At 46.3% G+C, this 18,326-nt stretch carries 16 protein-coding genes and 1 pseudogene; 6 read left to right on the top strand and 11 right to left on the bottom strand.

Annotated elements, in window-relative coordinates:
- Nucleotides 1–39 precede the first annotated feature (39 nt).
- Complete coding sequence (locus JW878_06100) at nt 40–489, top strand: hypothetical protein (protein MBN1762628.1); 450 nt, start codon at nt 40–42, stop codon at nt 487–489.
- 134 nt (nt 490–623) lie between these two features.
- Here JW878_06100 and JW878_06095 read toward each other — a convergent pair whose 3' ends face one another.
- The 4 genes and pseudogenes from JW878_06095 to JW878_06080 form a co-directional block, all read right to left on the bottom strand.
- A complete protein-coding gene (locus JW878_06095; protein MBN1762627.1) occupies nt 624–1,565 on the bottom strand; it encodes a type II secretion system F family protein in 942 nt (313 codons plus the stop codon).
- A 7-nt stretch (nt 1,566–1,572) separates the two neighbouring features.
- Nucleotides 1,573–2,463, bottom strand: a complete 891-nt coding sequence (locus JW878_06090) for a type II secretion system F family protein (GenBank protein MBN1762626.1) — start codon at nt 2,461–2,463, stop codon at nt 1,573–1,575.
- Between the two features lie 14 nt (nt 2,464–2,477).
- Complete coding sequence (tadA, locus tag JW878_06085; protein ID MBN1762625.1) at nt 2,478–4,391, bottom strand: Flp pilus assembly complex ATPase component TadA; 1,914 nt, start codon at nt 4,389–4,391, stop codon at nt 2,478–2,480.
- Nucleotides 4,392–4,500: 109 nt separating this feature from the next.
- A pseudogene (locus JW878_06080) lies at nt 4,501–4,593 on the bottom strand (energy transducer TonB).
- Nucleotides 4,594–5,553: 960 nt separating this feature from the next.
- On the opposite strand from JW878_06080, the gene JW878_06075 reads away from it, so the two are divergent.
- Complete coding sequence (locus JW878_06075) at nt 5,554–7,809, top strand: hypothetical protein (GenBank protein ID MBN1762624.1); 2,256 nt, start codon at nt 5,554–5,556, stop codon at nt 7,807–7,809.
- 27 nt (nt 7,810–7,836) lie between these two features.
- Here the strand turns inward: JW878_06075 and JW878_06070 are convergent, their stop codons facing one another.
- Nucleotides 7,837–8,280, bottom strand: coding sequence for a response regulator (locus JW878_06070; GenBank protein ID MBN1762623.1), 444 nt, complete (start codon nt 8,278–8,280; stop codon nt 7,837–7,839).
- A 7-nt stretch (nt 8,281–8,287) separates the two neighbouring features.
- Nucleotides 8,288–8,665 (bottom strand): response regulator, encoded by a 378-nt coding sequence (locus JW878_06065; protein MBN1762622.1) that lies wholly within the window; start codon nt 8,663–8,665, stop codon nt 8,288–8,290.
- Between the two features lie 191 nt (nt 8,666–8,856).
- On the opposite strand from JW878_06065, the gene JW878_06060 reads away from it, so the two are divergent.
- Both JW878_06060 and JW878_06055 read left to right on the top strand, forming a co-directional pair.
- On the top strand, nt 8,857–8,997 hold the full coding sequence (locus JW878_06060) for a hypothetical protein (protein ID MBN1762621.1): 141 nt from the start codon (nt 8,857–8,859) through the stop codon (nt 8,995–8,997).
- 256 nt (nt 8,998–9,253) lie between these two features.
- The gene (locus JW878_06055) at nt 9,254–9,700 is read left to right on the top strand and encodes a response regulator (protein MBN1762620.1); all 447 of its coding nucleotides are present in this window, start codon (nt 9,254–9,256) and stop codon (nt 9,698–9,700) included.
- Nucleotides 9,701–9,724: 24 nt separating this feature from the next.
- Here JW878_06055 and JW878_06050 read toward each other — a convergent pair whose 3' ends face one another.
- Nucleotides 9,725–10,432, bottom strand: a complete 708-nt coding sequence (locus JW878_06050) for an AAA family ATPase (GenBank protein MBN1762619.1) — start codon at nt 10,430–10,432, stop codon at nt 9,725–9,727.
- Between the two features lie 237 nt (nt 10,433–10,669).
- Between JW878_06050 and JW878_06045 the strand changes: the two genes are divergently transcribed.
- On the top strand, nt 10,670–11,908 hold the full coding sequence (locus tag JW878_06045; protein ID MBN1762618.1) for an NAD(P)/FAD-dependent oxidoreductase: 1,239 nt from the start codon (nt 10,670–10,672) through the stop codon (nt 11,906–11,908).
- Nucleotides 11,909–12,104: 196 nt separating this feature from the next.
- The gene (locus tag JW878_06040; protein MBN1762617.1) at nt 12,105–13,508 is read left to right on the top strand and encodes a B12-binding domain-containing radical SAM protein; all 1,404 of its coding nucleotides are present in this window, start codon (nt 12,105–12,107) and stop codon (nt 13,506–13,508) included.
- A gap of 118 nt (nt 13,509–13,626) precedes the next feature.
- Here the strand turns inward: JW878_06040 and JW878_06035 are convergent, their stop codons facing one another.
- The 4 genes from JW878_06035 to JW878_06020 all read right to left on the bottom strand — a co-directional run bounded on the left by JW878_06035 (nt 13,627) and on the right by JW878_06020 (nt 17,799).
- Nucleotides 13,627–13,872, bottom strand: coding sequence for a hypothetical protein (locus tag JW878_06035; protein MBN1762616.1), 246 nt, complete (start codon nt 13,870–13,872; stop codon nt 13,627–13,629).
- A 107-nt stretch (nt 13,873–13,979) separates the two neighbouring features.
- Nucleotides 13,980–15,899 carry a peroxide stress protein YaaA gene (yaaA, locus tag JW878_06030; GenBank protein ID MBN1762615.1) on the bottom strand — a complete coding sequence of 640 codons (1,920 nt, stop codon included), beginning with the start codon at nt 15,897–15,899 and terminating at the stop codon, nt 13,980–13,982.
- Between the two features lie 154 nt (nt 15,900–16,053).
- Nucleotides 16,054–17,169 carry a fructose 1,6-bisphosphatase gene (locus JW878_06025; protein MBN1762614.1) on the bottom strand — a complete coding sequence of 372 codons (1,116 nt, stop codon included), beginning with the start codon at nt 17,167–17,169 and terminating at the stop codon, nt 16,054–16,056.
- 201 nt (nt 17,170–17,370) lie between these two features.
- Nucleotides 17,371–17,799: a tetratricopeptide repeat protein gene (locus JW878_06020; GenBank protein MBN1762613.1), complete on the bottom strand. Its 429-nt coding sequence runs from the start codon at nt 17,797–17,799 to the stop codon at nt 17,371–17,373.
- Nucleotides 17,800–18,326: the final 527 nt, after the last annotated feature.

The following is an 18,326-nucleotide window of genomic DNA, read 5'->3' as shown; positions in this document are numbered from 1 at the left end:
TAAACAAAACGATACGAGAGGATGAATGAAAAGAATGACATGACTCTACGAGATGATAATGGCGGACAGGTAATTTTAATCACGGGATTTATTATTACCATTGCCATCATCGCGTTTGCCACCATCTATTATTCTACAGGAATGGCCGGGCAGCGAACGATACGAGAGGAACAAGGCGATATTGGATTTGTCTTCATTGATGTTCGTGATACCTATGGTCACGTTCTACAAGATGTTTCAACGAACGTTACCGATATAGATGACCCAAGGAACCCCTTTAATGGCACTACTCGCGATGTACTCAATATTCACGAATTACAGATGAAGCGCCTGGTGAATCGTCGCGGGTACTTTCTGGTCTTTGGCCATGCACCAGAAGATTATAATGCCTCATCTCGCATCGCTAATGTCACCATCCGCCTGTCAGACGGAACGTCCGTCTATGAAGACGAGGTAAGGTATAATCTGATAACGGGAGATGTGCTATAACAGGTGTAAGTACTCGATTTCAAAAACAAACGAGAGGTACTACTCGATCAGTTTTAGAGAGTTTTTCGTTCTCCGTACATAACGCGCGATAGTTTGAACGAGAGCAGGGAGATGTGATGTGCATGCTATGAGGATCATAGAGATACGGTCATCGGTGGCAGGAATTTCAAAATGGCAAATACGACGAAGGTTGCTAATGCTAACACAGTCGCGTGCTTCAGACCAGAAACAATTTGCCCTTCACCTAACTTTCCCGCCACTAGCCCCGCACTGATACCCTGGATGATACTACAGTGAAAGAACAGCATCTTCAGTGTTACCACATCTACACTAACCATAAAAGAACCTGCCCCAGTCCCCGCTACCTTCTCCGAAGCTTCTACCATCATTGGAATAAACGATTGATAGAGCACCACCAAGACGCCAAGGAACACAAAGAAGGTAACGTAGCAGATGAGTACATACTGCCCCATATCAGAAATCCTCCGCTTTTCCAGCGCTCGCAACTCCATGACATCCTCCGCCGCAACTTTCAGGATTTCGCCTACATCACCACCTACCTGATAGCCTTCTATAATTATTTCGATCGACCGTTTGATTATTCGCGTGGGGTACCGCTTTGCAAACATCCGCAGTGCGTCCTCAAAAGAAAGACCCCAGGTCAGGTGATACGCAAGCGTCTTCAGCCCGGGTGTAAGCACACCATAATTCCCCTCGGCGGTAAGCGTAAGTGCATCGATCAAGGTGAGACCCGCGCGCTTCGCCTGTGCAAGGTCACGCAGTAAGCTCGGGAATTCGTCATCCGCCTTCCGCACTCGTTTTTGCTCCGCATACAGATATGCTGCCGGGGGAATAACCGCGACGATACCTGATAAGATGTACGCATCGTATGGTGCTACAAATTCCCACGCGTAGAGATATGACATAATCATGAGACAGATACCAATCGCACCTGAGACGTACCCCAATCGCAGTGGGTTATCCCTGAAGAGCCCTATAGGGTCTCTGATGATTCGTACTATCCGCTTCTCTTTCCTCTTCTTCTCTATCGCCTCAAGAAGCTTATCCTCTTTCATTTCCCTCTTAGTCCGATAATGTGCCAATCAAAAAGATAAACGCTGTGGAGCCCAGCGGGATGACAATGTAGACAATTGCTGCAAGTCCTGTAAGAGAAGCGCCGCCGAGAAAAACCATTATCGAGAGCACCACCACCAGCAAGAGCGGGGCCGTAACCAACCCGATAACGTAAAACTCCGCAAAAAAGCCCAACGTCTCAATAAAGCTCTCATATCTCTTCCTCCGCTCTTCCATGTATTCTTCTGCTGTATTAACAAAGTATGTACCCATCTCGCCGCCAGAAAGGGCCGTGGTGACCGCCCCCTGCAAGAACGTTCTCATGTTCATAGACGGCGTGGTCGCGACGAGTCTTTTGAGTGACGTGATGAAATCGAAACCCAGCAATTCCACATCCCGCACTACCAGCTTCAACTCATTGCTCACCTCGCCATACGTCTCCTCCGCTTCTGAAAGCTTCTTAAAGATCGTATAAGGAAACACCCCGATAGATGCCATCGCCGATATGAACCCGATAGCATACGGCAGGTTCGCATCGATCTTCCCCCTTCGCTCCCACACCCGTATTCTGGGATACAGATAAAAGCTGATGTACGAGACGAAAAATGCAATTGCCGCGAACATGACGCTAACAACAAGGTCGGTTAATCCCAGTGAAAACTCGGACAGCAAAGAGAGAATAAGATACTTCAGGAGGATATAGCCCGCCACCACCCCAACTGCCGCGAAGATCGAGTAGAAAATCGCTCTTGATAACCATCTCTCTACAGGAACGAAGATCCTCGCTCTCAAAAGGTTCTCCCTGAGTTTCGTGTACTTCTCTCGTCTCCCCCTGAAATAACCGCGAAATAGATCTGATACTGTTCCACTTTTGGGTGCCGCTTCACTCTCTATACTCATAGCTTATTCTTCCGCTATTCCGCTAATATACGTTTCTCCGTTTCCTCAGGATTTACATGATAATCTTGTAAGACCTTGTTAAGAGACTGGAAGTCGGCCATCCCCTTCACTCGCATCCCCTCCAAAATCCGCCTCCTTCGTGTAAACTCCGCTACTAATTCATCCTCATGCATATTGAGTTTCTCCATAATCTTGACAAACACCCTCGATTCGCCCGTGAATTCAAATTCATCGGGTCGCCACGTGAACAGCTCGTTCGTTTCTAACGTTTCATCCACAAAATTTATTCCCGTTACTTCTATTATCTTGGTGCATCTCCGTACCGCTCTATCACCCACTTTCACCTGTCGCTGAATTGCAATGATATCCAAGCTGTCAAGGAGCATGAGCGGCACGTCAATGGGGTGCTTGGTCAATCGTTTGACGACGGTATCCGCAGATTCCGCATGGATCGTGGACATGGTAATGTGCCCGGTAGCCATCGCCTGGAAAAGTGTATGCGCCTCGACGCCTCGCACTTCGCCTACCAGAACGTACTCCGGTCTCTGTCTGAGTGCAGTCCGTAGTAAGTCGTACATCTCGATGGCGTATCCACCCTCTTCCACCGCTCTCGTCAAGGAAGGGATCCAATTTTGATGCATCAAATTTATCTCACGCGTATCTTCAATTGAGATGATCTTACTTTCCGGCGGTATGAACATCGCTATTGCGTTTAATACCGTTGTTTTTCCCGACGCAGTACCCCCTGCGATAAGAATGTTCGCACCTTGCTCAACCGCCATCCAGAGATACGCCATTATTTCCATAGAGAACGTCCCGTACTCCACCAGGTTTATCGGAGTGAAGGGTATCTCCTTAAATTTTCGTATTGTGAACGTTGAACCCCGCGTTGTTACTTCGCTCCCGATACTCAACTGTAACCGATCCTTATTCGGCAGTGAGGCATCTAGCAGTGGCTTAGCCATCGAGATGTGTCGCCCTGATCGCTGAGATAAGCGGTAAATCAATGCATCTAATTCCTCCTTATCAAATATTATGTTCGTTTCTATCGAGCTGTAAATCCTGTGGAATACATACAACGGAATATTAGGCCCGTCTGCTGAGAGGTCCTCAGCCATTTTATCCCGTATAAGCGGGTCTAACTTACCATAGCCGATGAAATCACGATAGATATAATACATTATCTTATCCATGCTCCCAGAACTTACGCTCTTATCTAAAGAGAATTCCTTAATTACATGGTCCACTCTCTCCCTGAGAAACACCTCGGGTTTCAGTAAACCTGCAAAGACAGCATCTAAGGTCTCATAAAGGTACGTCTTGACCTCTTTCAAAAGCTCAGCCTCCCCTTTTGTGAGAGAGACCTCTCGAACGATGTATTTAGGAGGGGTTGTTGCGGTGATAACCACATATGCATAGGGCTCATTAACCGGATACAGCTCTATGTAGTCCACACCTTCTTCTAATTCCTGTAGCGGTTTGTCCATAGCCGCTGCTATCGCAGGTTCTATCGGTGGTGCATCCTCCGCGCCAAGGAACTCGCGTTGTGCAGTGCTTGCTACTGAAGGCACTCTTGGAGAGACTCTTGCAGGCTCGCCCTTCAATGCGGCTATTGCCATTCTCAGCTCAGCTTCTACGCCCCTTTTCGTCTCCCGTATCTTTTCTAAAACGGCTAATGCCTCCTCCTCTTCAGATTGAGCCTTCGCAATACTTTCCTCATCGCCTTTTTCCTTTGCCTTCTCTGTATTAGTGTGTTTCTTAGCAACAGCCTTCTCCTGCAGTTTCTCCGCTTTCTCTATCCGCTTCACCTCAGCCAATGCTTTCTGCATTTGCTTCTTCGCTGTAGCTTTTCCTGCCGCTTGCTCTTCTGCCTTTTCGCTCTCCTTATTTGCTCTGCTCCCTCTTCGCGAAAATTTATTATTTGCCATATCGTCTAATCATGAGCCAGTCTCGTACTCTGAAGGAAAGAACCACACCTACTACGGCCACAATGGCGATAATCAGTACTATGTAATATATCGGCATACTCTCTTCTTCCGTAGGCTGTGGTGTGGGTGTCAATGACGTTGGCGCTGGCGTCAACGTAGGTGTTGGTGTCGGTGTCGGGCGTGGCTCAGGCGTTACTTCCGGTTCCGATACTGGTGCCCGTATCGTGAAGGCATATAGTTTGTTACGATAAAACTTACCCTCGACGACCACCTCATCGTCGACCGTTATCGTCTCCAGCTCCGCACGGTATTCCACATCCATCGCCCCCGTTTGGTCGTCAACCGTCAAATCCGTTTCATTGCGCGTAAATTCCATGCGCGTCACATTCCCTTGTATACGCACCGACTGTGCATAATAATACTCAGGAAAATCGGTAAGCTCTTTAACCGTCACGGCTTTGTAGCCAGCCCATACATCAGTGCTCACCGTATCCGCATAGATAAGGCCATTATCGCCAACTTTGCCGGCGTATATTCCTGTCACCATCACTCGTTGGCCTTTGTAAAACTCTTCGACGAGCCGGAGGTCACTGCTAACGAGTATCGTATCTGTACCGTCATCGATGGTGAGAATGCCCGTATCTCCGGGCTCGAAGGTCTGAATGCCCGTACCTTTTTCTTTTGACGGCTCGACATTATTGGAAATCGCTATGATAACACCGGAAACCGTTACCTCCTTGCCAATATTCTTATCGCCGATACTGTCAATTCGGATTTCATCAGCACTCGCGTTAAGTGGCATAGCCACTATCGTAAGTATAAAAAGTGCCATCACTACGACCGAAACAATACCAGTTTTCGTTTCCATTGCTTTTATTCCCTTTTAGATATGGCAAATATATAAACTTAACGTGCCACTAATTACCCCGCTTAGTTTATAGTGGTGATATGCCTTATTTAAAATTTGTGGTTGACTTCCACTCGACGGTGTCTATCTGTCGGTAAGAAGAGGCGAAGGCGGTTGGAGAAGGGTAAGCGATAAAGAGCCGGGAGAATGACCGATAACTTTATATATCCCCTCGTTCAGAAGAACTAATGGTTAAAGAGCATGTGCATAGTTTACAATAAAGGTACGGCCAGACCAAATCGGAGGGGGATGGAGATGGCCAACCGTAAAACGGAGTTATGGCGTATCATCGTAGCAATCGTAACAGTACTTTCACTTTGTGCCATGTGCGCGCCGACGAATGCGGGCGTTAGTCCTGGTGATGGACGAGCTATTTATCCCGGTGATTCGAGTATCATTGGTGAGACGAATTTGAACTTTTTCAATGCTACAGGAGGTTCTATATCGGCAGGTGTAATTTTGAGTAATTGGGTAAATAGCCATATTGTTATCCCGTTTGACGGTCCGTTTGATTCCAGCCGCTATGACGATGAACTGGTTCCTGGTGAATATGTAATTAGAGTGATCAAAGATGGAACCGTTAGCATAGAATCTTATATCTACTTCGTATCCCCAACATTAGTGAGTTCAATTGAAGTTAATGGAGAAGAATTTGACTGGGTTACACGTGGTGCAGATATGACCATTAAAGCTGATACTAATCTATGGATCATTACTGGGTCGCGACCAAATTATATCACGTATAAACTCTTGGATCCTCGTGGGAAACAACTGTCCAAGGTTAATGGTGTATCCGTCAGTGACATTGATGTCAGTGCCACAGGCATGAACACGATAACGATAAACACGGCGGGTATGACAACAGGCACGTACACCCTCAGCATAGTAACTGACCCAGACACAAATAATGGGCTTGATGTGGAAGGAAATAAAACATCATTTGAGGTGAGAAGTAAAGGGGTCACGATAGAGGCGAGTGATGAAAAGCAGACGGTTACTGAAGAGGTCGTATTTACGGTCTATACGACACCACACACAACTGTCACAGTGGACGTAACGTGGGGTAGAGCGTCAAAGGTGAAGTTCAGTGCGGGTGGAACTTTTGATACAGGACTTTCGGATGAAGCTGGTGAATTCAAAACAAGCGCAGTTTTTGCCGATACTGGCGCTTATGAAATTACCGCAACAGAAGATATTATGAGAACGACCGATAGCATATTCGTGGAGATTGTGCCTTATAAAGCAGAGTTGGACGTCGATAAAGATCCACCTACTTATCATATCGGCGAGAACGTTAAGATTACGGGGTCATCAACGGCAGGAGATAGTATAACGCTCAAGATTGAAGATGTAGTGGTTGCGACGGGATTGGATGTTGATGGATTTGATTATACGTGGCAGACCGAGGATAAATCGCCTGATTCGTATAAGATTGCGATATGGGTAGAAGGGCCAGACCCGCCGTTCTCAGATCCGTTTCAAGATCCTCCCGATGCATCACTTTCAGTAGTACTTATCCGTGGAGGATTGATCGCAACACCGAGTGCAGACTTTGTTGCCTTGGGGGACAAGTTCAAAATCGAAGGTATCGTTCCTGGCCGGGAAAGCGTGGATATCCTAACCATAGCGCCAGATGGTGGAGGCGGAAGAGGGCTTGATCCTAACGATATCTTAGACGACACCAATGGTAAATTAGATGCCCCAGGGCTCACCTACGAGACTGCTGGGGTGGATACCGATGGCGAATTCGAGACAGAGGATATTACTGTAGGCGAAGATGTTGATACCGGCACGTATTTGATCGCAGCGCTCAATTATGGACGAGACGGGGTATGGGGTAAAAGTCTCAATGACAATTTGTTAGAAGTGCTCAGCAACGAGTACGCCTCGCCACTGGGAGCAAAGACGACCGATCAGCTTTTAGCGATACTGAAAGACAGGACGATTAATGCAGCGGGGACCGATGACCTTTTAGGCATCGCGACGATATCGGTAGAGAAAGGATTTGTCACGCTTGATGAGCTAGAAGATGTGCTGCTCGGCAAAAAGATTGAGATTACCGGTACGACAAATAGACAAGTGGATACGTCCATCATCGTCACCGTCGAAGGGCTGGAAGAGACAACACCGAAATTAAAACCCAAAATCGCCGAAGTCAAAGAAGACGATAAGACCTTTTACAATACCTTCAGCATTTCCTTTGACACGACATCCACGAATATCGGCACGTATGAAGTGACCGCGGATGACGGCGATGGCCACACTGCCAGCACAACAGTAACCATTCTGCCGCTTGAAGAGCACTCAGTCACGGTCAGCACGACACCGAGCCCTAAGACAGGAGAAGAGGCTGAAAAGCCGACTGCGAAACCGACGACTACACCAAAACCAACAGAAGAGCCTGAAGGGACTGAGGAAACTGAAGAACAACCCGGTTTTGGGATGCCTCTCTCTATTGCCGGGCTACTTCTTGCGGTAGCGGTATTACTGCGAAGACGGAATAAAAGATAGGGTGACGGAATTGGTTGGTTAACGTTGTCACCCCAACGAAATGAGCGCGTCTAAAAGCTCTTCCATCTTCCCGCTCTTTGAGACGATAAACGCTGACTTCAGAAGGTATCCTTTGACATCTCCTTTATACGCCCTCACTATGTCGTCGCCCTCTTCCGACGCGGTGAGAACGATCACCTTAATGTCCTTTAAGCCCTCATCGCCCTTTATTCGATCCAACACTTCCAAGCCATCGATCTTCGGCAGACGGAGGTCAAGTAAGATGACGTCTGGCTTTGGATACTCCTCCTTAGAGGCGTAGTCGCCCTGGTTGTAAAGATAATTCAATGCATCCTCGCCGTCTCTGCAGACCCAAATCCGCTTCTTCAACTCGCTCTGCTCTAACGCATTCTGTATGATTAGTACATGCTCTTCCTGATCTTCGACAATCAATATTTTCAGCTCTTTCCGTTCCTCTTCTTTTTCGCTCATTTTAAACTCAGCTCCTTCCTAATGCGCCGCTTATGCGCTTCTCTATTTCAGTCTCTGAGAGAGGCTTCTTTATATATCCCTTCGCTCCTGCCCGCACCGCTTCGACTATGATGTCAGGAATATCAATAGATTCCGCGATGAGTATAAGAACCAACGCGGCGGGATCCTCTTTTACTATCCTACGTGTTACTTCGATGCCATCAATGCCCTCTAACCCGATATCCACAAGCGTAATATCAGGCTTCAGTTCCATATATTTCGTAACGGCATCTTCACCATCCTTCGCCATACCTACAACTTCAAACCCAAGTCTTTCTAATGCCGTGGTAACCATAATACGCATAAAAGTGGACCGCTCTGCCACCAGTACCTTCTCCCGTTTCATGGTTCTATCTCGTCCCCTCCCTCTATATATAAGTTTCCCTTTATTGCAATATATTATCCGCCTCGCTCATATTTATAAAGAACGGTACTACCTCAATGTCCCGTTTGCATGGACTCAGAATCCGTAAAAAGTCTACATTTTCTTGTCCATTGGTGTGGAGGTCAGGGCATTCCTGCGTCGTGAAGGTACGTATGCCAATGCACCTCGACCTGAATCTCATTCTGCTCGAGCTGAACTTACCGAAGAAGGATGGGCGTGCGGTTCTCGTGGAAATTACGAGCGATCCTGACCTGAACGTATCCCCTGGAAATCTTAACGACATCGCATGCTGACGAGGATAGTATCAACTAGTAACGCGAACAATCGCGCGCGATGCACGGACGGGCAGAGGCTGCATCGAATAGAATCTGAGAGGGGAAAGGGCTGCAGGCATGATCCGGTCTGTTTTATCCTGTCAATGAAGAATAAATAAAGGGATGCCAATTCGCTTTGTTAAGAAGCAAAAGAACACGTGGTTTCCATGCAATTGATTTATTATAGAATGGCTTTGTATGTACAGAACAGAGAGAAGGAGTGACACCACATACGATGGCGGATAAGTCGGCCGTGATTTTGCTTGTCGAAGATGACGATGCGCATGCCGCGCTTATAACGCGAGTTATGGAAGAAGAGGAAGCGGTACGTAAGATTTATCGAGTCAGCGATGGCGAGGAGGCACTTGACTATCTCTTCCACAAAGGGAGTTACGCCAAGGAGGAAGACAGCCCTCGCCCTGATCTGGTTCTTCTTGACTTGCGACTACCGAAACTTGACGGTCACGAAGTGCTCACGGCGATTAAGCAATCGGACGATTTAAAGGTTATACCCGTCGTGGTACTCACCACTTCGGAAAATGAACGGGATGTAGCACAGGCATATCGCAGCCATGCCAACAGTTATCTCGTAAAACCCCTTGGCTTCGGTGAGTTCTCAGAGATGGTGCAAGAAGTAAGCTCTTATTGGCTCGTACAAAACAGACAGCCTCAGAAGGATTGAGTATTCTATTACTATTCTATCGCTTCACAACTCCATTTCTTCTTTCGTGTAAATGGTAAATCCATTCTTGTTATAAAACATGGGGAAATATTGGAGATTATGATTGGTATATCGCATTTTTACCACGCCGATGTAGCGCTCTAATATATCTCTCTCCCGCCTACAGTCCAAATGGATGATCGCATCAGAAAGGAAGTCTTCAACGCCGTATTTACCAAACCTATTATCCCCCTGATGGATCTCAGAAATAAGGAAACTCGTCGTACCCAAAGCTCTAAGCTCTGTAAAAAAGCGGTATATTTCGCTACGGGGGTTTTTAATGGTTGTTAGAGAGTACAAAGCATTAAGAGGGTCGATAACCACTAAATCGAAGTCTTCTTTCCTTACAAGGTCGGTCAGATAAAGTTTAACCTTTCTTATCGAATTAGCGTCAAATCGCATATCCACCCCGACTTCCTTATCAACCATTGTATGATCCACAATAGTCAGATTTTTACTGTCTTCAGTCATCCCCAGCGTTGCCATCTGCTCCTTCAAACTCTTTATCTCCTGTTCAAAGGTTATATACAGCCCCTTCAAGTTACTTTTCAGTGCGTTATTATACAGAATGCTATACGCAAAAGAGCTCTTCATACAACCGGGAGTGCCACAAATTAGCGAGACGGTGCCCTTTGGAATGCCACCTTCTAACTGCTCATCTAACCTTCCACTATAAGTCTTTATTCGTTCCATTTTCCCCGTGGCATTCTTACAATTACAGGTATAAATAAGTTTCGATCCTGATTCCTCGGGATCTTTAACGTGTAGAAACGTTTTTATGCCCTGCTGAAGAACTACCAAAGAGGATACAAGAAATAAGCGGAGAAGAGAAGAGAGCACAAAAGAAGGTAGTGGGCCTTATCTGGGCGTACATGCACGAGCTTGTTGTAGTATGGATTTATTATCGAAACGAATCGGTGAGTAAGAACGGTGGCACACGAGTGTGATGTCTTGGTGGTGGGGGCAGGACCCGCAGGGAGTAGCGCGGCACGGGCGGCAGCTGCAGCAGGCGCTCACACAATTTGCATCGATAAGAAGAGAGCAATCGGCGTACCGGTGCAATGTGGTGAGGGCATTGGCGCATATCTCTTTCCATTTCTACCGTTCAAAATCCCTCAGGATCTGCTGATCTGGACGCTCGAGGAGATTTCCTTGTGGGCTGGTGGCAGTACCGTAACGAGAGCCGGGCGTCTTTGGACAACCTATATGCTGAACCGAAACGACTTCGATGCGTGGTTAGCGAAGACTGCTGAATTCCAAGGAGCGCACGTCCTCACGAACACAGAACTCGTTGATTTAGAGGTTGACAGCAACAATACCGTGACAAACGCAACGATAAGAACGCCTGAGGGTGAAAAGCAGATTAAACCACGGGTCGTTATCGCCGGGGATGGTGTTGATTCCACGGTTTTAAAGTTGTTAGGCTTCAAAATCGATAAAAGAACCACCTGCGGTAAGGTCTTGAGTTATGAACTGAACAATCTGCGCTTGGGGAATCCCAAAAGTTTCCAAGTATTCTTAGGCGATTTTGCACCTGGTGCGTACGCATATATCCTCCCGAAATCCCGCACGACGGCTAACGTCGGTGCAGGAACGATAGTACCACAGAAGAAGGTGAAAAGCTGTTATGAAGAGTTCTTAGAACTTCCTCAGGTGAAGAAACAACTGAGCTATGGAGTTGTGGTAGCAGATAAGAGTGGCTGGGCGCCGATACGCCATCTCACGGATAAATGGGTCTACGGGAACGTGCTACTGGTGGGTGATGTCGCGAATCAGAACTTTAAACCGTTTGTCGAGGGTATTATCCCGACACTAATCTGCGGTGATCAAGCGGGTAAAACGGCTGCTGAGTTCATTCGTGGTAAAAGCCCGCTGGATACGTATCCCAACCGTGTCCGGGACAAATTAGGCACGTTCTTCTCAGAGTCCGATCAGCTTATACCGCTGTTATATGAGTCGGGTGCATCCACAGACAGAAAGGAGGATTTACTCCGTCTCGCTCTATTTGCGAATATCATCTCCATGAAGCAGTTCGAAAAATTGAAACACGAGGATGCGTCAATGATAGAATCAATTGTGGAGAAATGGAATCGCAGCACAATCAGGCAACCTCTCGCTAATATTGCTGAACGATTGGGCTTTCTGTATCTCCGCATTGCAAGTAAATAAGAGGTCCACGGTGTTGCTCGTGTGATGCTCTGGGTGCTGGCACCGATGCTTCATTCAGATTCGTAGGGTTAGCTTTAAAAGCGCACAAGTACTTTTAAGAAAAGAATAATGTCCGATCTAGAATTGGTCGTTGGCCTGAGTATGACGTGCGGGGGTTGCCGCACAGTAGTCAAAAGGATTAGGAGGAAATCACTAAATGTCTGATGTGCTCTTTGTGTATCCTAATACACTTGAAATACCCATCCATCCGGAGTTCGATAGATACGAACGATTGATGCTCGAATTTGCCGCCGAGCGGGATTTAATTGGGCTAGCGAGGGGTACTGTGGTGCCGCCAACGGCTATGCTATCACTGTCTGCATACCTGACCGAGAATGGTTTGACTACAAGTTTTACTGATTTAACCGTAGAATGCTTTAACGGGAAAACAACAGAGGAGGTTTTGATTACTTCGTTAAAGAAGGAGAACCCCAAAGTAGTAGCTGTAAACGGTATGGAAGATTGTTTTCTTTCGGATCTCTATACTACCGCGCAAATAGTAAAGGGGTTTGATGAAAACATAGCTGTGGTAACGGGCGGTGTCAGTGCAACGGCGAGAGATTTTGAGATACTGAGCAATTCCGCGGTTGATTTTGTCATTCGAGGCGAAGGTGAGACTTCGCTCCTCGCGCTTTCAAATGCCCTACTTCGCGCTGAAGCAGATTTCGAAAAAATCAGAGGACTAGCATTCAGGAGCAATGATAGAATTGTGCGAACAGATAATCCCCCCTTTATTGACCTGACGACCTTACCTTTGCCAGACAGGGATAGTTACCCCTTATCAGTGTTATATTCGCTGAACGGGGGTATAGATTTGGTATATGCAAGCAGAGGGTGCTCACATAACTGCGCTTTCTGTAATGCGCCCGCTTTCTGGAAACGGCAATGGCGAGCGCGGGAACCGAAAGATGTTGTTGAAGAACTTGCAATTATTGAAGGGTTAGGCGCGAAGATCGTGCATATTTACGACCTCAATTTTGGTTTTGACAAGAGCTGGGTAGAGGATATTTGCGAAGGAATAAGGCGAGAAAAGTTAGATATCTTCTGGGATTGCGAACTTGGATTGATTGACTTTACCAAGTCTTTCTTGAGGACCTTATATGACGGCAACTGCCGAGGCGCTTTTTGCGGTATTGAAGCAGTTAGCCAATCTGTACTGGATTCCGTTAATAAGGGCTATAAAAGTCACGATTTAGCGACCTATTTGAGTAAGGCAAAGGATGCGGGCATTCACGTGGATGGTGGGTACGTCTTTGGACTGCCCGAAGATGATGTATCAGGACTGAAGACCATGACGAGACTGGCCTGTCGGTTACTGGAAGAAGAATTGGTTGAGACTCCTGCGCCTTTTCTGTTCGTCCCGTTTAAGGGTACAAAGATTGGCGACAATCTCAAAAGCTGTGGTATTGATGTGGTCAACAATAACACCGATGACTGGCATTTCTTCCCGCCCAACCCAATCGCATCAACGAAATACGCGAGTGCCGAAGAAGTCCATCGCGAGTGGGTCAACTGTCTGACACAGATCGATGATATCTTGGAACGTAAACTGAGTGGATAAGAAGGATGAACGTGTGGAGCGTTCTCATGATAGAAAGCAGCAATAGGGGCAGAATGGTTCACGCAATTCTTGAGAATAGAAGTTAGTCAAAAATCCTTACAATTTGAAATAGAAGGCGTCATTTCAAATATAATGTTCTGGGCCTCAGAGTGTAACCAACAAAAGGAAGCTCGGCTAGAAATGCCGCTACTATAGAGCCATGCCAACTCTTTTCTTCACCTATTTGCAACGAACCTTTACTTGCGAGAATCCCCCAATCCATCTTAACATCTTCTTTTTTAACTGGCCTTTCTTTACCGGTCCTTTCAGAGACCACCATAATCTTATCAGATTTAACTGAGATAATCTCGTTTCCAACTTGCATGCCAAGAGTTTTGATACCGGCTTTACTGCGTGCGATTTCTAAAATTTCTTCCCAAACGTCTTCAAAATCGGGATTTTTTTCGTTTATATTCTCACCACCCTCTCAGTTCAGAGTCTATCTAATAATTCTTTTTTCTTCTTTTCAAATTCTTCCTTTGTTATTATCCCTTCATCGTTTAGTTTAGATAGTTTTCGGATGAGTTCTGGTATATCTTCTATCCCTATCTCAGGAGTGGTTGAAGACTGTACCCCTTGGGAGATAGAGATGTTCTCTTCTGGGGACTTCGCTTTTCCTACTCTTCTGAATGTTATAATCCTCCCAAGCTCCACGGGACTAACTTCCCAGCCAGCATTTAACCAAGCGTTGGCATGGGGATGTCCTCCGCTCCGATCACGACTCCACCATGCCCGGTATTTATAGGCTGATGCTGGCAAACTAAATCCTAAAATTCTCTCGATTTCGTCATAACTTAAAGTCTCAATCTGTTTTTGACTATTTCTTAGATACTCTCCAATTTTGTAATATTTGCTCATTTTTACACCCCTCAATTCTTTTGGTTTTTGTATAGGTACTACGTTTTCGCTATTAAAAGGTAACCTAATTTTTTTGGATTCGTTGCCATACCCGTAGGTTTTAGTATCATTTAATTCCACCATCTTACAGTCGCACGTTTCCGCCACTTTTCTTACTTCATCGGGCAAACTAAATCCGTTTAATAGCACTTCGTTCAAAACTTTACCCCAAACTCTTGGATTTTCTTGACCGTTTTGGCAGACGATATAATATACCTCATGTCCTGCTAGAAGATTCCTTACTGCCTTCCTGTATCCTTCACTCATAAAGCAATAGACATAGTCATATTGTAAGAATTGCCCAAAATAATCCCTTATTTTCCCAATTGAAAATACATTTTTCCAAAAATCAAACACTTTATCACTGTTTGGGGATATATCGTTCATTATTAACTCGTAATCAGGAATTAAGTCCGTTGGATGGACAATCCCCATCATAGCGGAAACGATGAAAACATTGTTGATAGTTCCATCTCTTAATTGATCTTTGATATCTTCATTGAGGGGCTTTTCGTACAACTTACCCAAGCTGTATCTATCGATTGCCTTCATTGTCCCGCATCCGGGGGTATTCAAGTTTTTCTTCCAAGCTTTTTCAACCTTTTTATTTCGAGTTTCTCCAGTATTCCGGTTCTTATAATAATTGAAGGCTTCATCTCTAGTTAAATTAGAATAAAAATCAATCATTTGGTGTCGATAGATGTCCAGGAAATCCAGTCGATTGTTTTTTCTAAGTGAACGTACCTCTAACCATGGGGATTTATCGCCATTTGGTTTCTTCTTCGAACAACAAGGTATAAGAAAAAGAGCTCTTTTCTCTTTTGAGTTTTTGCTTGTTAGCTCTCTCATTCTTTCGATTGCCTCTCCTGTAAGTACATTTTTGCTTGTTACATGCTGATGATTCCACAGCCCTGATTTTCGTACTAATTCATCTGTTGCAAAATTACCGAGCCAGTTCTCTGAGGGTTTACATTTGTCACATTTCGCCATTGTTGCTATTAACTGCTCTTCAAGGCATGCTCGTTCTTCTTTATCTTCAACAGGTATGCATCTGAAGCTAAAATGCTCTTTTAACTCTTTAGTAACCTCTAACTCTATTTCTTGAAATGAAGGAGCATCCTGCTCTAGCCATTGTTTAAGCCGTCTATCATTAGGGTCTTTTCTCCCAATTAGAGCCCCACCAAGAAGTTTTCTAAACACGCTGGAATTCTTGTTGCCTCTGTAATGGCTATTTATCCTGCTTCTGAAATTTCCATCAACGCGATACGTCCCTATGCGGACAATTCTATTCCGTTTTTCATTCCCGTGCGTGCAAAACTCGCCATCTTCGTAGAAGAAGTAAATGCCATTTGTAGGTAGCTCGAAGTTGGGGGTTTCATAAGTATATTCTAGCAAGGATTCGAGAATTTCATGAATAGCTCTACAGTTATCCGCAAGCGATTCTTCTTCTAGCATCGTAATTGTCATATATGAACTATAGTTAAATACGAGGCATTCAAGGCTTTTAAATATCCAATATCGTTAACTCAAAGACCTCAAGTCAACTGAGGGATAATCAAAATCCTTCCGTGAGCGATAGCGAAAAAGAATAAGAAGAGGGGAATATGATTTATTCCGCCTCTTCAAACCGACTCGCAAGCTTCTTTAACACGTTCGGCAGAGTTGTATATTCCATCTCTTCTATAGGAAGCCGATGCGGCTCGAACGGACCGTGCGCTCGCATATAATCGGCTATCTCCCCTGCCTTTCTCCTCGCAAGGTCATACGCCGGATCGTTAAACAAATCAGCAGGGCCTACTAATCGACCATGACTTAGCTGGAAACCCGCGGCAAGAACTCGTGGCGGGCCGTCAAACCGTGTGCATTGCGAATACATGACAGGAACGGGCATGATCGGCCCGTTATGTGAACCTCGCATCCAGCCACTGACCAAATACGGCATGGAAAAAGGCTCGATAACCTCGCCCAGTGCGGGCAGGCCCGATTGCGAACGCACCAAGGCGACCGGGTCATCCTTCCCAACGTATTTACCTGCGGTAAAGAACAACTTCTCCGTGCTTATCACGGCCACCGGCTCGTCCTTCGGCAGCGGACTCGTCTCTTTCGGGAATACTCGCTTGATCACGTACTTGCTCTTCGCGCCTATCAATGCGAGCAGCGCGTACAGTTCCTCAGGACATTTTAAGAACACTTTCTTCCGCTCCTTTATGTCCCATACCTCAAATATGTAACCGTCATGCATCGTGGGGTCGACCACGAGCCCTGCGGTATTAAAGGGGTCCGCGAAAATCTTATAGATGGGATAATTAAACGCACCCGGCTCTGTCTTATCCATCATAAACGCCACTAAGGGCTCCGAACCGCGTTCCGTGAATTCCATCTCTGCTATGCCAGGACCCATACCCCGGATGTTCCCGCTAAACGCATCCACCAACAGATCCTGTCCCGCACCATGCAGCTTGAGCTCCTTCGCTACCTCAGTCGCAGCCTCGAACGTCCGCCACGCCAACCCGTGTATCTCTTCGGAATCAACGCCCTTACGATGACTCATCAGCAACTGTAAATCGTCGCCAGCATTTAAGACATGATAGTCCACAAGCAAGCCATCCTTCTTCGCCCGCTTCATCTCCTTCTTCGCCCGCTCCATCAAATCGGGATGCACAGTTGAATGCCCTGGAAATCCCCCTACATCGGCCTTTATCAGACTTACGGTTATTTTCTCCATCTTCTCCACCCTATTCATCCACGTTGGCCGCCAACAAATAAAAAAGTTTCGCACAACACAGTTTCGCGAAGTGCGATAATCACCGTGCCCGCGGATCAAAAAAGATCCGACTGCAACAAGATTCAAGCAGGCATGCGCAATTCAAGGACCGGTAACGACGTGTCTGTCAGCCCCATTCATCGCCACGCGGTCTATCGTAACCTACCCCTCATCAAAGACTTCAGAGAATATACGCAGTGCCTCGTCATCCCGGCGTTTGTGTTCTTGCTTGAGCACATCCCCACGCCGGAAGCACTCCTTGGCCTTCTTGTCATCCCCGAGCGTGCCGTAAACCTGACCAAGATTGTAGTACGTCGCGATACCTTCGTCCATGAGATACTGCTTGAGATTCAGCGCGGCCGTAAAGAACCCGATCGCCATTTCATGCTGTTCCAAGCTCGCATACGCGACGCCGCAATCATTACAAGCCTTAGCCGTTGTAGGAAGCGTTGGCTCTTTATTTATGATCTCCCGGTACACCGCTATGGCATCCTCGAATCTGCCGTCCTCAAGACACTTTTCGCCGATCAGCAGCAATTCCTCGGCCGTCTTCTCTTCCGCCTCCTCCGGCTCTTTCTCTTCTCCCACCATGATTGTATAAAGATCTGGTTACACTATAATATGTGCGGCTTTCGACTGAGTTGCATGACGCATCAAATCAAACGTTCGGGTTCGGAGCACTCGACGAACAGTTCAGGTCCTTTTGCTACCGAATATCGTTGGTACGCAGTAGCGAGCTGAACGAAGATCACGAGTTTTCCGTCTTGGTTTGCCCTATTCTCAAAATCAGACCACAAAAATCAACACCACTAGCTTTCACGTTAGGCTATAGCGGTTTCCACCGGAAACATAACCAAAAAGCTTATATGACCCTCATATCGTCATATGTTCGTGTCTGACCTGATCGTGAAGGTCCGTGGCAATAAATAAGTCCCGAGAAAAAACCCGCTGGAGAGGCTGCCTAACTACTTACAACAAGAGGCAGCCTCTACAGCACTATCTTTTTCTTTTTTGCTTTTTTGACAAGGCGATGTGGAGTCCAGTTATTATTTCGTCAGTCCGTGCCTTCGAATGGCATGGTAAAGACGAATGAGGAGATCAAATGGCTCATAATCCGT

It is taken from the genome of Methanomicrobia archaeon (assembly GCA_016930255.1).
GTDB lineage: Archaea > Halobacteriota > Syntropharchaeia > Alkanophagales > Methanospirareceae > JACGMN01.
The sequence above is the reverse complement of the archived record's forward strand: the minus strand, read 5'-3'. Positions and strand labels throughout refer to the sequence as shown.